This window comes from Maribellus comscasis (assembly GCF_009762775.1).
GTDB lineage: Bacteria > Bacteroidota > Bacteroidia > Bacteroidales > Prolixibacteraceae > Draconibacterium > Draconibacterium comscasis.
In genome coordinates, this window is sequence record NZ_CP046401.1 from 2363790 (window position 1) to 2378651 (window position 14862).

General features: G+C 38.7%; 13 protein-coding genes. 10 read left to right on the forward strand and 3 right to left on the reverse strand.

Annotated elements, in window-relative coordinates:
• The first annotated feature begins 105 nt into the window (after positions 1-105).
• Positions 106-1527 (forward strand): adenosylhomocysteinase, encoded by a 1422-nt coding sequence (gene ahcY / locus GM418_RS09430; RefSeq protein WP_158865426.1) that lies wholly within the window; start codon positions 106-108, stop codon positions 1525-1527.
• 61 nt (positions 1528-1588) lie between these two features.
• Here ahcY and GM418_RS09435 read toward each other — a convergent pair whose 3' ends face one another.
• The gene (locus GM418_RS09435; protein WP_158865428.1) at positions 1589-2020 is read right to left on the reverse strand and encodes a Rieske (2Fe-2S) protein; all 432 of its coding nucleotides are present in this window, start codon (positions 2018-2020) and stop codon (positions 1589-1591) included.
• Between the two features lie 59 nt (positions 2021-2079).
• Here GM418_RS09435 and GM418_RS09440 point away from each other — a divergent pair, with 59 nt between their 5' ends.
• The 6 genes from GM418_RS09440 to GM418_RS09465 all read left to right on the forward strand — a co-directional run bounded on the left by GM418_RS09440 (position 2080) and on the right by GM418_RS09465 (position 8701).
• Positions 2080-2487 carry a hypothetical protein gene (locus tag GM418_RS09440; RefSeq protein WP_158865430.1) on the forward strand — a complete coding sequence of 136 codons (408 nt, stop codon included), beginning with the start codon at positions 2080-2082 and terminating at the stop codon, positions 2485-2487.
• Positions 2488-2630: 143 nt separating this feature from the next.
• Entirely contained in the window at positions 2631-3104 is a 474-nt protein-coding gene (greA, locus tag GM418_RS09445; RefSeq protein WP_158865432.1) for a transcription elongation factor GreA, read from the forward strand.
• Between the two features lies 1 nt (position 3105).
• Entirely contained in the window at positions 3106-3504 is a 399-nt protein-coding gene (locus tag GM418_RS09450; protein WP_158865434.1) for an HIT family protein, read from the forward strand.
• 126 nt (positions 3505-3630) lie between these two features.
• Complete coding sequence (gene dnaE / locus GM418_RS09455) at positions 3631-7278, forward strand: DNA polymerase III subunit alpha (protein WP_158865436.1); 3648 nt, start codon at positions 3631-3633, stop codon at positions 7276-7278.
• Positions 7279-7328: 50 nt separating this feature from the next.
• Positions 7329-7646, forward strand: a complete 318-nt coding sequence (trxA, locus tag GM418_RS09460; RefSeq protein ID WP_158865438.1) for a thioredoxin — start codon at positions 7329-7331, stop codon at positions 7644-7646.
• Positions 7647-7747: 101 nt separating this feature from the next.
• Entirely contained in the window at positions 7748-8701 is a 954-nt protein-coding gene (locus GM418_RS09465; protein ID WP_158865440.1) for a DUF58 domain-containing protein, read from the forward strand.
• Here GM418_RS09465 and GM418_RS32055 read toward each other — a convergent pair.
• A complete protein-coding gene (locus GM418_RS32055; RefSeq protein WP_425482383.1) occupies positions 8698-8907 on the reverse strand; it encodes a DUF4143 domain-containing protein in 210 nt (69 codons plus the stop codon). The genes GM418_RS09465 and GM418_RS32055 overlap by 4 nt on opposite strands.
• Positions 8908-9020: 113 nt before the next feature.
• On the opposite strand from GM418_RS32055, the gene GM418_RS09470 reads away from it, so the two are divergent.
• Positions 9021-10310, forward strand: a complete 1290-nt coding sequence (locus GM418_RS09470; RefSeq protein ID WP_158865442.1) for an IS1380 family transposase — start codon at positions 9021-9023, stop codon at positions 10308-10310.
• 240 nt (positions 10311-10550) lie between these two features.
• Here the strand turns inward: GM418_RS09470 and GM418_RS09475 are convergent, their stop codons facing one another.
• The gene (locus GM418_RS09475) at positions 10551-11303 is read right to left on the reverse strand and encodes an ATP-binding protein (RefSeq protein WP_158865444.1); all 753 of its coding nucleotides are present in this window, start codon (positions 11301-11303) and stop codon (positions 10551-10553) included.
• 162 nt (positions 11304-11465) lie between these two features.
• Between GM418_RS09475 and GM418_RS09480 the strand changes: the two genes are divergently transcribed.
• On the forward strand, positions 11466-13037 hold the full coding sequence (locus tag GM418_RS09480; protein ID WP_281350311.1) for a YifB family Mg chelatase-like AAA ATPase: 1572 nt from the start codon (positions 11466-11468) through the stop codon (positions 13035-13037).
• Between the two features lie 126 nt (positions 13038-13163).
• Entirely contained in the window at positions 13164-14795 is a 1632-nt protein-coding gene (locus GM418_RS09485; protein WP_158865448.1) for a glycoside hydrolase family 9 protein, read from the forward strand.
• The last annotated feature ends 67 nt before the right edge of the window (positions 14796-14862 follow it).

A 14862-nucleotide genomic window follows, 5' to 3' on the forward strand; every position in this document is an offset into this window, starting at 1 on the left:
CGCAAAACCTTTTTTAAACTTTCCTTCTTGTAGAATGTTGAATATATTTAGTTTTGTACGAAATTAATTTCCAAATAATTTTTTTAACTAAAAGAATTTCTAAAAATGACTGTAACAACCGTAAAAAAGAAACTCAACTATAAAGTAGCCAACATTGGGTTGGCTGAATTTGGTAGAAAAGAGATTGAGATTGCTGAAAAAGAGATGCCCGGTCTAATGTCGATTCGTAAAAAATTTGGGCCTTCAAAACCACTTAAGGGAGCCCGTATTATGGGAAGTCTTCACATGACCATTCAAACAGCTGTATTAATTGAGACTTTAGCAGAACTGGGAGCTGAAGTAAGATGGGCCAGTTGTAATATTTTTTCAACACAGGATCATGCTGCTGCTGCGATTGCTGAAGCCGGAATACCGGTTTTTGCATGGAAAGGGGAAACTTTGGAAGAGTACTGGTGGTGTACAGATCAGGCTTTGGATTTTGGAAACGGTCTTGGACCAAATCTGATTGTAGACGACGGTGGCGATGCTACTTTAATGATTCACCGGGGTTACGAAGCAGAAAAAAATGCTTCTATTTTAGATATTCCCGTTGACGGTGAGGATGAAACAGAATTAAACAAAGCATTGAAAAAAATTCTTGATGAAAATCCATCGAGATGGACGGATACCGCTAAAGATTTAAAAGGAGTTTCAGAGGAAACAACTACCGGTGTTCATCGGTTGTATCAAATGAAAGAAGAAGGCAAATTGCTTTTCCCTGCAATTAACGTAAACGACTCGGTTACTAAATCAAAATTTGACAATTTATACGGTTGCCGTGAATCACTGGCCGACGGTATTAAAAGAGCAACCGACGTTATGATTGCCGGTAAAGTTGTTGTTGTTGCAGGGTACGGCGATGTTGGCAAGGGTTGTGCAAAATCTATGCGCGGATACGGAGCAAGAGTAGTTGTTACAGAAATTGACCCGATTTGTGCCTTGCAGGCTGCGATGGAAGGTTTTGAAGTAAAAACAATGGAAGATGCACTTGACGAAGGAAACATTTTTGTAACCACAACCGGGAACAAAGATGTTATTACAGCAGACCACATGTCAAAAATGAAAGATCAGGCCATTGTTTGTAATATAGGTCACTTTGATAACGAAATACAGGTAGCCAAACTTGAAAAATGGCCCGGAGTTCAGAAATTGAATATAAAACCGCAAGTAGATAAATTTACCTACGAAGACGGACATAGTATTTTTCTGCTTGCCGAAGGAAGATTGGTAAACTTAGGTTGTGCAACAGGCCATCCTTCATTTGTGATGAGTAATTCATTTACCAATCAATCACTTGCTCAGATTGATTTATGGCAGAACGATTACGAAATTGATGTGTATCGCTTGTCTAAAAAACTGGACGAAGAAGTAGCCCGGCTACACCTTGAACAGTTGGGAGTAAAACTGACAAATCTTTCAGAAGAACAGGCAAAATATTTGGGAGTTTCAAAAGATGGCCCTTATAAGCCGGAACATTACAGATATTAAGTTTAATTCATCAAAAAAAGATAGATGGGTTTTGGATTTTTTCCGAAACCCATTTTTATTTTTAGTAAACCCGGAGCGTAGTGTTGTCGAGATAAGAAACCTGGTAAGATCTCAACGGACGACTAGCTGGCCCATCTGACGGATATCCTCCCCCAATCAATATAAACTGGGAGTCGCAGCATTCACAGGTTCCTAAAACACCTTCATTCCTTAGCCTGCAGGTACTACTCACTTCATAGGAACACGTTGCGTCAAAAGCATAATAGGTCCCCGGAAGCTCACAGTACACAATTACTCCGCCAAAACCGACATTGGCAAAAAATACCGAGTTGCCGGGAACTGTTAAGTCATTATAAATATTCAAATTAATCGTGAATGGAACCAAAACGTTCGGAATAATTCCATCATCCTCTTTGTCGCATGAAATTGAAAACAATACCATTACAACGACAACGACTAAATATTTTGCTCTTTTCCGAAACAACTGCTTCATTTTATTTAATTTTACTTAAAACTTCAAAGTAAACCATTTATTATATTAATTTTGAGTTTATGGATGATTTAATTGTTATAATACTAACGCTGATTGTAGCTGTTGTTGGTACGATTGGCCAAATTAAAAAGAAGAAACAGCCACAGCCCGAATCCGGAACAGAGGAACAAAATTCTTCAGATAACTTCTGGGACGTTTTGGAAGATTTTGGTGATAAGCCTTCGAACCCGAAACCAGGAGAAACGGAATATGAACCGGAAACAATTGAAGAAAAGCCCATTGTGAATCAACAATATACTTTTAAAGCTGAAAACGAGGGCAAGGATTCGGTTTTAAAAAAAACCTCATCCATTAAAAATGGAATTAAACAGAACCTGGAAGAAGAAAAAAAAGAAAACATTTCGAACACTTTTTCATTAAGGAAAGCCGTTATTTACAGCGAGATATTAAACAGAAAATACACTTAATACATTCATTCTTAATAATTTTTAGGCCAGAAGATTTTTAATTAGAATAAAAAATTTAATTTTGCAAAAGGAAGAGTTCTGGAAATCCGGGATTCTTTCTGTTTTTTTTATGTGGTAACAAGAAAGAAAAGGAGGATTTAATAATGTCCCAGGTAACATATTTAACACAAGCAGGACTCAATAAACTCAAAAAAGAGCTGGAGCATTTAATAAATGTTGAACGCCCGGCAATTTCAAAACAAATTGGAGAGGCAATTGAAAAAGGAGATATCTCCGAAAATGCCGAATACGACGCAGCAAAAGATGCCCAGGGAATGTTGGAAGCAAAAATCTCACAGATTCAGGCAAAAATTGCCAATGCGAGAATTCTTGATGAATCAAAAATTGACACTTCCCAGGTTCAGATACTGAACAAAGTAAAAATCAAGAACAAAAAGAATAACGCTACAATGCAGTACACTCTTGTTCCGGATAGTGAATCAAACTTAAAAGAAGGGAAGATCTCGATTAGTACACCTATTGCCAAAGGTTTGCTTGGAAAAAAAGTAGGCGATGTAGTTGAGATAAAAGTTCCCTCCGGTATTATCCCTTTTGAGATTGTAGAAATTTCGATTTAAAATGGCAACTATTTTTACCAAAATAATAAACGGTGAAATTCCTTCCTACAAAGTAGCGGAAGATAAAAACTTCTTTGCATTTCTGGATATCTCTCCAGTGGCCAAAGGACATACACTTGTTATTCCTAAAAAAGAAGTTGACTATCTTTTTGACCTTGAAGATGAATTATACGCAGGACTGCAATTGTTTGCCAAAAAAGTAGCTGTTGGTTTAAAAAAAACCATTCCCTGTGAAAAAGTAGGAGTACTGGTTTTAGGGCTCGAAGTTCCACATGCACATATTCATTTGGCCCCTATGCAAAACGAAGCTGATATCCTGAATTTTTCAAAAAAACTCAAATTCTCTCCAGAAGAATTTGAATACATCCGAAGACAAATCGCACAAAATATTGAATTATAAGCCTGAAGAAATTCGGGCTTTTTTATTTTCTAATTTTTATCAACATCTCTCAAATCCACTTCCCAAAAACTTTAACTTTACAGGTTCAAAAAGGAATTGAAGGATTAATAGAAAAGAGCTTGAAAAATGATTCCATTTACACATCTGCATGTACACTCACAATATTCAATATTAGACGGCGCAGCCAGTGTTAACGATCTGGTAAGTAAAGCAAAATCTAACGGGATGACGGCATTGGCTCTTACCGACCACGGAACAATGTTTGGAGTCAAGGAGTTTCATTTAAATTGCAAAAAACAGGGAATAAAACCCATTTTGGGATGTGAGACATATGTGGCATCAAGAACGATAAAAGATAAAAACGACAAAATCGACCGTTCGGGACACCACCTCATTCTTCTGGCCAAAAATAAAACCGGATACAGAAACCTTGTTAAATTAATATCGATAGCAAATACCGATGGATTTTACTACAAGCCACGAATAGATAAACAATTACTTGAAAAATACCGGGAAGGACTAATCATTTCTTCTTCGTGTTTGGGAGGTGAAATTCCAAACCTATTGATGAACAACCATATAGCTGATGCCGAAAATTCGATTCAGTGGTTTAAAAGTATTTTTGGCGAAGACTACTATCTTGAACTTCAGCGCCACCCGGCAGAGATGCCTCAGCAACGGGAAGATGTATATGACAGGCAGGTGGAGGTAAACAAACTCATCCTTCCACTGGCAAAAAAATATGGTGTTAAAGTAATTGCTACAAACGATGTACATTTCACCAATGCTGAAGACGCCGATGCACATGATTTGCTGATCTGCTTAAATACCGGAAAGGATGTTGACGACCCAAACAGGATGCGCTACACCAAACAGGAATGGTTCAAAACTCAGGAAGAGATGAATGAGCTGTTTGGCGACATCCCCGAGGCACTAGCCAATACGGCTGATATTGTTGGGAAAATAGAAGAGTTTGAATTGGATTCGGCTCCTATTATGCCCATTTTTCCTATTCCCGAAGAATTTGGTACGGAAGATGAATTAAAAAAAGAATACCCGGAAGAAAAACTAATTGAAGAGTTTGGAGAGAACGCATTTAACAGGCTGGGGGGCTACGAAAAAGTAATCAGAGTTAAACTGGAATCGGCGTATCTGCGCCATCTTACGTTTGAAGGTGCAAAAGAAAGATACGGCGATCCTATGCCGGAACACGTAACAACCCGTTTGGAGTTTGAGTTAAACACCATTAAACAAATGGGGTACCCCGGATATTTCCTTATTACACAAGACTTTATAAATGCAGCTCGCGAAATGGGAGTATTGGTAGGGCCAGGACGTGGTTCAGCTGCAGGTGCTGCCGTTTCCTATTCCACCGGGATTACCAACATCGACCCGATAAAGTATGATCTTCTCTTCGAGCGTTTTCTGAATCCCGACCGTATTTCACTTCCTGATGTGGATATTGACTTTGATGATGACGGGCGCCAGTTGGTTTTGGAATACGTTACTAAAAAGTACGGACACGATAAGGTAGCACACATATGTACCTTTGGAACGATGGCCACAAAACTGGCTATCCGAGATGTCGCCAGAGTTTTGAAATTACCTCTCCCCGAAGCGGATCGGTTAGCGAAACTTGTTCCCGAGGCTCCGAAAATGACCTTTGAAAAGGCTTTCAAAGAAAGCAACGACCTAAAACAGGAAAAAAATTCGGCAAATCCTTTGGTTGCAAAAACCATTAAGTTTGCTGAAACACTTGAAGGCTCGGTTCGCCAAACCGGTGTTCACGCCTGCGGAATCCTAATCAGCCGCGACCCGCTAACCGACCATATCCCGTTAATGCCCACAAAAGATGAGGAAACACTCCCTACAACTCAATACGACGGAAGGTACGTAGAAAGCATTGGGCTGTTAAAAATGGATTTTCTTGGCTTAAAAACACTTTCCATTATTAAGGAAGCCCTTGAAAATATTAAACTTTCAAAAGGAATTGAGGTAGATATTGAAAATATTCCGTGGGATGATGAAAAAACCTTCGAACTTTTTAGCCACGGTGAAACCACTGCTATCTTCCAGTTTGAATCGGACGGAATGAAAAAACATCTTCGCGATTTGAAACCCAACCGTTTTGAAGATCTTGTTGCGATGAATGCATTGTATCGCCCGGGTCCAATGGAATACATTCCGAGTTACATTGCCAGGAAACACGGTCGGCAAAAAGTCGACTACGACTTGCCAATGATGGAGAAATACCTGAGCGATACATATGGTATTACAGTATTCCAGGAACAGGTGATGTTACTCTCACGCTTGCTTGCCGGATTTACCAGAGGTGACTCTGACACCCTGCGTAAAGCTATGGGGAAAAAGCAAAAAGCGGTAATGGATAAACTTAAGGTAAAGTTTCAGGAAGGTTGTAAAGCCAACTTTCAGTTTGTGGATGAATGTAAGTTGAAGGGGAAAAAACCCGATGATGTAATCGAAAAAATATGGAAAGACTGGGAGGCTTTTGCTTCCTACGCATTCAACAAATCACATTCAGTTTGTTATGCTTATATTGCTTACCAAACCGGTTATTTGAAAGCACATTTCCCGGCTGAATTTATGGCTGCCAACTTGAGCCGGAACCTCAACAATATTACGGACATCACCAAATTAATGACCGAGTGCAACCGCATGAAATTGCATGTTTTAGGGCCGGATGTGAACGAAAGTTTTATAAAATTTACTGCCAACAAAGATGGGGATATTCGTTTCGGAATGGGCGCCATCAAAGGTGTTGGAGCAGGTGCTGCCAAAGACATAATCACCGCGCGTGAAAAAAATGGTGAGTTTAAAACCATTTACGATTTTGTCGAAAATGTAAATCTGCAAACCGTAAATAAAAAGAATCTTGAAGGGCTTGCGACAGCCGGGGCATTTGATAACTTAGACAGGATAAAACGAAGTAGCTTTTTTGCAGGAGAAGATGAAAATGATCCTACCACTTTTATCGAAAAACTTATCAAATACGGGAACAGAATTCAAAGTGAAAACCAGAGCATGCAGCAAAGTTTATTTGGCGGAACGGGAAGTGCTTCTGTAATTAAGAAACCCGATATTCCGCAAATAAATGAATGGCCAAAACTTGTTTTTCTGGAAAAAGAAAAAAACCTCATCGGGATTTATCTAAGCTCCCACCCCCTCGACGATTACAAGCTTGAACTTGAGAATTTTTGCTCACGCGAAGTCGCCCTAAAAGATTTAAATAACGATATTGAGAAATACAAAAACCGAGACCTAATCTTTGGTGGTATGGTAACTGCTGCAAGGGAAGGAACATCAAAAAACGGAAATCCTTACAGTACATTAACCTTATCAGATTATACAGATTCTTATGAAATGTTTTTCTTCGGACAAGACTATGTAAACTTCCATAATTATTGTAAATCAGGATTATTCATCATGGTAAAAGGTACTGTAAAACAAAGATTTGGAAGCGAATATTATGAATTCAAGGTATCGCAGATTGAATTACTTTCCGAAGTGCGAAAAAATTACATTAAAAGCGTAACCATTAACATGCCATTACATCATTTGAATGAACGAACAGTGGGGGAAATTGAACTTCTTGCAAAAAACAATAAAGGAAAAGCATTGTTAAGATTTAATGTTTACGACACCGAAAACAATATGCAGATAGAACTGTTTTCAAGAAATACTAAAATTAATTTTAGCGACAATTTCCTAAAGTTTTTTGAAAAAATACCGGACATTGGATATAGAATTAATTAGTTAATTTTGTAAACTCAAATAAAAATAATAACCATTAAAATAGTAGAATTATGGCCATAGAAATTACCGATGCCAATTTTGAAGATTTGGTAGTAAAATCTGAAAAACCAGTTATGATTGACTTTTGGGCGGTTTGGTGCGGTCCTTGCCGAATGATTGCCCCCATTGTTGAAGAAATGTCTGGTGAATATGAAGGTAAGGCAGTGATTGGAAAAGTTGATGTTGATTCCAATCCGGGCGTTGCTATGAAATACGGTATCAGAAATATTCCGACTGTACTTTTTGTTAAAGGAGGAGAAGTTGCTGACAAACAAGTAGGTGCCGCTCCAAAACAGGTATTTACTCAAAAATTGGACGCACTATTGTAAAATATTTATTTTGATTCGCTGTCATTTCGAATGAGGAGTCCCGGATATCAGGGAAGAAATCGGCTTATAGTAAAACAGATTTCTTTTTGTACTTCATCGAAATGACAGTTTTCTTTTATGTTATTTTGAAAAACATTTTCGACATAGAACAATTTCATCAGTTCGACAATCTGCCATTGATTGCGCACGAGGTGGTTGAAGGTTTTATTACCGGATTGCACCGAAGTCCGTTTCATGGATTTTCGGTAGAATTTGCAGAACACCGTTTATATAACCAGGGAGAATCGACCAAACACATCGACTGGAAGTTGTTTGCACGTACCGACAAGCTTTTTGTAAAACAATACGAAGAAGAAACCAACCTGCGTTGTCAACTGGTTATCGACACCTCGTCATCTATGCTTTTCCCTTATTCAAAAGGAAAGAAACATCTGCAAAATAAACTGGCTTTTTCAGTCTACACCGCAGCCGCACTAATTTATCTGATGCGAAAACAACGCGATGCAGTGGGATTAACACTTTTTTCTGACGAAATTGAATTTCATACCACTCCCCGTATTTCATCTGTAAATGCAGAGTTAATGTATGGGAAACTGTCAAATCTGGTAAAACCGGAAAACGCAAATCTTCGGAAAAATACCAATACAACGGATGTGTTGCATCAAATCGCTGAAAATATTCATAAACGTTCGCTGGTCATTATTTTCTCTGACATGCTCGACAATCAAAAAACCGATGAACTTTTTTCAGCCCTTCAACATTTACGTTACAACAAACACGAGGTGATTCTTTTTCATGTTACCGATCATACATTGGAAAGAGAATTTGATTTCAATAACCGTCCGCATAAATTTGTGGATTTAGAAAGCGGACACACCATAAAATTGAATCCGTGGGAAGTAAAAAATCATTACGTTTCTACTGTAAAAACATATTTCGAAGACTTAAAAGTAAAATGTGGTCAATATCAAATTGATTTGGCTGAAGCCGACATCAACAAAGATTTTCAGGAAGTTTTGCTTTCATATTTGGTAAAAAGAAAAAAGCTGTATTAAATACAACAAAAATCCTGATAATTTTCAAGATTAATATATTTAAAATAAGACTCATTATATGAGTCCATCCATGTTTTAGGAGCTTTTGCTTTTTTGTTTTTCCATTTTATTTCGTAACCCAAAAGTTTACCATCTCCCTGTTCAACAAAATCAAGCTCAGCACCAGTATATGTTCTCCAGAAGTATGTATTTACATGATGGCGCAAATATGCACCTAAAATCCGTAAGTTTTAGTTAATAAAAGCTGTAAAACTATTCAAATGAACACTTTACAGCTTTAGTACTATCACCTAATTTGGTGTTGCTATATAATACCATTATGAAAGTACTAAAAAGTAAAGCATTATCACCCTTTGGTGGATTAAACTTTGTATTAGAAGAATTTACAAACCTCGGACTTGAAAGTTTACTTCGCCAGTATTTACCAGCATTAGCTAATCAATCTCAATATTCATGGAAGGATATTTTCTTCACCTATTGGGCACTGTTCTTTTGCGGAGGGGATTGTGCCGAAGATGTTGAAATTAACTTAAGGCCTGTCCTTTCCAATAATCCCTTTTTATCTGTTCCTAGTGCAGACCGTTTACTGGAAAGACTTAAAAACCTTGCCACCCCTGTTGACAAAGTGCTGAAAAAGAGAAGCAAAGTCGTTAATGAGCTAAGTTATAATGATAAAATGAATGCCTTAAATATCAAGTTATTAAAGAGACTTAAAGCTTTCAAAGTAAAGAATCTCGTATTAGATTATGACAACACATTTGTTTACACCCAAAAATCTGATGCCAAGAGAACATATACCAAGCATTTTGGTTATTGCCCGGGAGTTGGGTTAATTGGAAATAAAGTAGTTTATGTAGAAAATCGTAATGGGAATTGCGCTCCTCATAATTTACAAGAAGATACACTTGAACGGATGTTCCTGCTATTGAAGGATAACCAAATCGAAATAAAATCCTTTCGTGCAGATGCTGCATCATACCGGTTCGTAACAATCAATACCGTCAATAAGCACGTCGACAAGTTTTATATACGGGCTACCGTTAATGACCGTGTATGTGAAGCAATAAATAAAATTACCGAATGGAAAAAAATAAAAGTGGACGACAGTATTTATTTGCGGGGTAGCGTTCTGTTTACACCTTTTACAAATACGGCAAGAAGACTTAAACAAAAGCATTTACTAAAAGAATATCGTTTAGTCGTAACTAAAGAAGCAAGACGTGACGGGCAACTTAACCTATTTACAGGGGAAGCCTACAACTATAGCCCCATACTAACCAACGACTTTGATAAGACTGACGATGAGGTGGTTATTTTTTATAACCAAAGGGGGAAAGAAGAGCGTGAATTTGATGTACTAAAAAACGACTTCGGTTGGAATAAACTCCCTTTCTCGAAAATGGAACAAAATACCGTATTCCTGATAATGGCAGCCATGGGACGGAACCTATACGATTACATTATACATGAATTCTCTATACGCTATAAAAATCTTAAGCCAAACTTCAGAATAAAAAAGTTCATTTTCAGGTTTGTCTGCATTCCTGCAAAATGGGTCAGGACCGGAAGGGAAATTAAATTACGTCTTTATGGGAGCATCCCAACTTAAAACTTCAGTCTCCTTTATTATAGCGTAATATGGCCATCTTAAAAATGTAAATGCTTTTCGGGAAGTATATGAAAAATATTTGTCCCAGATTTAAGAAAATAGCGCTAAAACAAGGGGGACAAGGAAAATTTGTAGTAACATAATATGAAAACTACATTTAAACAAATATTTACAACAAATAAATGATACTCGAAGGGTTTTACATCGGAAAATTTGTATCAAATCGTAGACTTACGGATTTTAGGATGCATTTCGTTTCAATCGCTCTACTATTATAAAATTTTCCCAAAGGGCTCCAATGTCCGGTCGGCTTTCAGGGTTCGAAAAATTCTCAATAATCGCATTCCTGACTCCGATATCGTAAAAGAAAACTTTTTTGTTTCTGGTCACCTCTTTTCTCAAATTCCTGCTAAAACCTGGCAATCTGAAAATTACAAATACCTTTTCAAGCAAATCAATATACGAGATAACAGTATCCGTGCTTAATCCCAGCTGTTTCCCCAATTCACTGTATGATACCGTTGAACCGATTTGAAAAGCCAGCAATTTTAGCAAATCAAATATTTTTGAAGAATTTTTGAGCTGATTTAATTCCAACAAATCTCTGTACAGAAACGAGTTTACAAGCTCTTTCAGATAATCCATTTTATCCAAATCATTCTTATAACTGAATATTTCAGGATACATTCCAAAAGACAAAAATTCCGGAATTTTTTGATCCATTTCAAAAGGATTAAGCAACTCTTTCCATTCTACCAATGATATCGGATAAAGCGTGTAAGTCCATGTTCTTCCGGTAAGTGACTCACTAACGCGATTGGCCAGTTCAAATGAGGAAGAACCTGTTGCAATGATTTTTATATCCGGAATATTATCATGAATTATCTTTAAATTTAAACCAACATTTGTGATTTTTTGTGCCTCATCGATAAATACAAAATTGTAACCGGAAACAAGTCGTTGCAGCTGATTTAAATCCTGACTGGAAAGCACATCCTGATATTTTCTTTCATCCTCTATTCGATGAATTCACGCTAATTTATCGACTCTACCCGATGAATTCATGCTAATTTATCGAGTTCATCCTGTTATTGAGCCAAAAGAGAGGAAAATACCAATCCAATAACGTCCTTTTTCTTTTCAATTAATTTCTCTATTTTTAAGAGAAACAAAAAATCCCCGGTTTCTATGTTAGTAAAAACCTTCGGAAGCGCAGTCTTTGGAATCGACGCCACAACCATTACCATTGAAGTTGATGTAACAAAAGGTATAAAATTTATGTTGGTTGGATTGCCCGACAATGCCGTAAAAGAAAGTCAGCAACGTATTGAGTCGGCTCTCCGGCTAAACGGGTACAAATGGCCGCGTTACAAAATTATCATCAACATGGCTCCGGCCGATATCCGTAAAGAAGGTTCAGCTTACGATTTGCCGCTTGCTGCCGGCATCTTAGCGGCATCGCAACAAATAAATGCCGATAAGCTCAGCAGCTATATCTTAATGGGCGAACTTTCACTCGACGGAACCCTGCAACCTGTAAAAGGCGTTTTACCCATCGCAATAAACGCGAGAGCCGAGGGGTTTGAGGGTTTTATCCTCCCAAAACAAAATGCCCGCGAGGCAGCGGTAGTGGATAAACTTAAAGTTTTTGGCGCTGAAAACATCAGAGAAGTTATCGATTTTCTGAACGACGAAGGGGAGCTGGAACAAACCATTGTAGATACACGGGCCGAATTTTATGCGCGTGTAAACAACAACCCGCTCGATTTCTCGGACGTAAAAGGTCAGGAAAATGTAAAACGTGCACTTGAAATAGCTGCGGCAGGAAGCCACAATATAATTTTAGTTGGCCCTCCGGGTTCGGGAAAAACCATGCTGGCAAAACGAATTCCAACCATTTTGCCACCTTTTACTTTGAAAGAAGCACTGGAAACTACCAAAATCCACTCAGTGGTAGGAAAAATTGATAAAGAGACTTCATTGATGACACAGCGGCCTTTTCGCAGTCCGCACCACACCATCAGTGATGTTGCTTTAGTCGGTGGCGGCAATTATCCACAGCCCGGAGAAATTTCACTTTCGCACAATGGAGTTTTGTTTCTGGATGAATTACCTGAATTTAAACGTACTGTTCTGGAAGTGATGCGACAGCCACTGGAAGACCGGAATATTACCATTTCACGGGCAAAATTCTCGGTGGAATACCCGGCAAGCTTTATGCTGGTTGCTTCTATGAACCCATGCCCTTGCGGATATTATAACCACCCTTCAAAGGATTGTGTTTGTGCACCGGGGGTCGTTCAAAAATACCTGAATAAAATTTCCGGCCCGTTACTCGACAGAATTGATATCCACCTTGAAGTGGTTCCGGTTCCATTCAAAAAACTGTCGGAAATGGAATCTTCAGAAACAAGTGAACAGGTGCGCGAAAGAGTACTTCAGGCAAGAAAGATTCAGGAAGAACGTTTTGCTGAACACAAAGGAGTTTACGCCAACGCCCAAATGAATTCAAAACTGATACGAAGATTTGTATTGTTGGATGAAGCCGGTAACGAACTTATTAAAAATGCGATGGACCGGCTGGGACTTTCTGCCCGCGCCTACGACCGCATTTTAAAAGTAGCCCGCACCATCGCCGACCTGGAAAGTGAAAAAAATGTACAGGCACATCATCTTTCGGAAGCCATTCACTATCGCAGTTTGGATCGGGAAAACTGGGGAGGATAGGAAAATTGGCAGAAAAGAATCGTTGTCCTCAAATTTATCACCATTTCAAAGATTACTGCTTTTTGTAATTCGAACAATAAATAAATTTTGTAATTTCAAATCCGAAATCTAAACCAGCTGGCAACGATGAAAAAATACCTTATTCTTTCGGCAATATTCTTTTTAAATACGATAACACCAGCCGCACAAAACGGTGCAGTTCATTTAAATTCGCTCGGATTTCTTCCTCAGCTCAAAAAAACGGCAACCATTACCAAAGTGTGTTCTGAATTTAACCTTATTGATGAAACCGGGAAAATAGTTTTTTCAGGAAAAACAACGGGGCCGGAATATCAAAAAGACGTAGATCAAAATGTTTGGCATGCAGATTTTTCCTCATTTACCAAACCCGGCGAATATATGCTGAAAGTTCCGGGTGTTGGTCAATCGGTGAGATTTAAAATCGCTGACGATATTTTCAATTTTGCAGCCCAAGCCAGTATGCGGGCGTTCTATTTGTGGCGCTGCGGGATGGCAGTTGACGGAGATTTTAACGGGATCCACTACCACCAGAATGCGTGTCATTTGCAAGATGGCTTTGAAAATTACATCAGTAAGAAAGGCACGCAAAGAGACGGTACCGGTGGCTGGCACGATGCCGGCGACTATGGAAAATATGTTGTAAATGCCGGTGTAAGTCTGGGTGTTCTTTTTATGGCCTGGGACCATTTTCAAGCTAAAATTGAAAAAATAAACCTCAATATTCCTGAAACTGCCCCCGGATTGCCCGATTTTTTAAAAGAACTCAAATGGGAAACCGACTGGGTTTTAAAAATGCAGTACCCGGAAGGATCAGGTAAAGTGTCACACAAACTCACGCGGACAAATTTTTCAGCCTTTATTATGCCCGATAAAGATAAAGAGAAACGATACTTTACTGAATGGAGCTCAGCCGCCACAGCCGATTTTGTGGCAATTATGGCAATGGCTTCCCGGTATTTTCAACCGTACGATACAGAATATGCAAAAAAATGCCTCGATGCGGCATGGGTAAGCTACCGTTTTCTTCTTAAAAATACCGAACACAAACGTTTTGAACAGGGTGATTTTCAAACCGGAGGTTACCAAACCAACGATGTGGATGATCGTTTGTGGGCCGCTGCCGAAATGTGGGAAACCACTGGTGACCCAAGCTGCCTTAAGGATTTTGAAAATCGGGCTGCTGAAATGGATTTCAAAATTGAGGAAAACTGGGACTGGGGAAGTGTTTCGAACCTGGGAATGTTTACCTACGCCCTCTCAAAAAGAAAAGAAAAAAATGCAGATACCGAACAATCGATTAAAAGCAACATCATTGCCAATGCCGATGCGCTGGTTAAAAAAGCCGGTGTTGATGTTTATTCCCGACCATTGGGAGGAAGATATTACTGGGGTTGCAACGGAACTGTTGCGCGACAAACTGTTAATCTGCAGGTGGCCAATAAAATTCAGCAAAAAAAAGAATATATCGAGACCGCTCTTTCAGCCGTAGATCATATTTTTGGAAATAATTTCTACAACCGATCTTATGTCACAGGTTTAGGAATTGACCCGCCCATGCACCCGCACGATCGCCGTTCAGGAGCCGACAATATAGATGAGCCGTGGCCAGGTTATATAGTCGGTGGTGGTCATTCCGCAACCGACTGGGTAGATAAACAGGAATCATACAGCCACAACGAGATTGCCATTAACTGGCAGGCTGCGCTGGTTTACGCGATGATGGGATTTGTTAATTAGAAAACTACCTCAGTTCCTAATTCTTTAATATTCAATAAATTTTGTAATTTTAAAGAAAAAATAAACC

What these genes read in the sequence shown, in the direction of transcription:
- ahcY (WP_158865426.1), top strand. Translation starts at nt 106, where the DNA reads ATGACTGTAACAACCGTAAAAAAGAAACTCAACTATAAAGTAGCCAAC.
- GM418_RS09435 (WP_158865428.1), bottom strand. Translation starts at nt 2,020, where the DNA reads ATGAAGCAGTTGTTTCGGAAAAGAGCAAAATATTTAGTCGTTGTCGTT.
- GM418_RS09440 (WP_158865430.1), top strand. Translation starts at nt 2,080, where the DNA reads ATGGATGATTTAATTGTTATAATACTAACGCTGATTGTAGCTGTTGTT.
- greA (WP_158865432.1), top strand. Translation starts at nt 2,631, where the DNA reads ATGTCCCAGGTAACATATTTAACACAAGCAGGACTCAATAAACTCAAA.
- GM418_RS09450 (WP_158865434.1), top strand. Translation starts at nt 3,106, where the DNA reads ATGGCAACTATTTTTACCAAAATAATAAACGGTGAAATTCCTTCCTAC.
- dnaE (WP_158865436.1), top strand. Translation starts at nt 3,631, where the DNA reads ATGATTCCATTTACACATCTGCATGTACACTCACAATATTCAATATTA.
- trxA (WP_158865438.1), top strand. Translation starts at nt 7,329, where the DNA reads ATGGCCATAGAAATTACCGATGCCAATTTTGAAGATTTGGTAGTAAAA.
- GM418_RS09465 (WP_158865440.1), top strand. Translation starts at nt 7,748, where the DNA reads ATGACAGTTTTCTTTTATGTTATTTTGAAAAACATTTTCGACATAGAA.
- GM418_RS09470 (WP_158865442.1), top strand. Translation starts at nt 9,021, where the DNA reads ATGAAAGTACTAAAAAGTAAAGCATTATCACCCTTTGGTGGATTAAAC.
- GM418_RS09485 (WP_158865448.1), top strand. Translation starts at nt 13,164, where the DNA reads ATGAAAAAATACCTTATTCTTTCGGCAATATTCTTTTTAAATACGATA.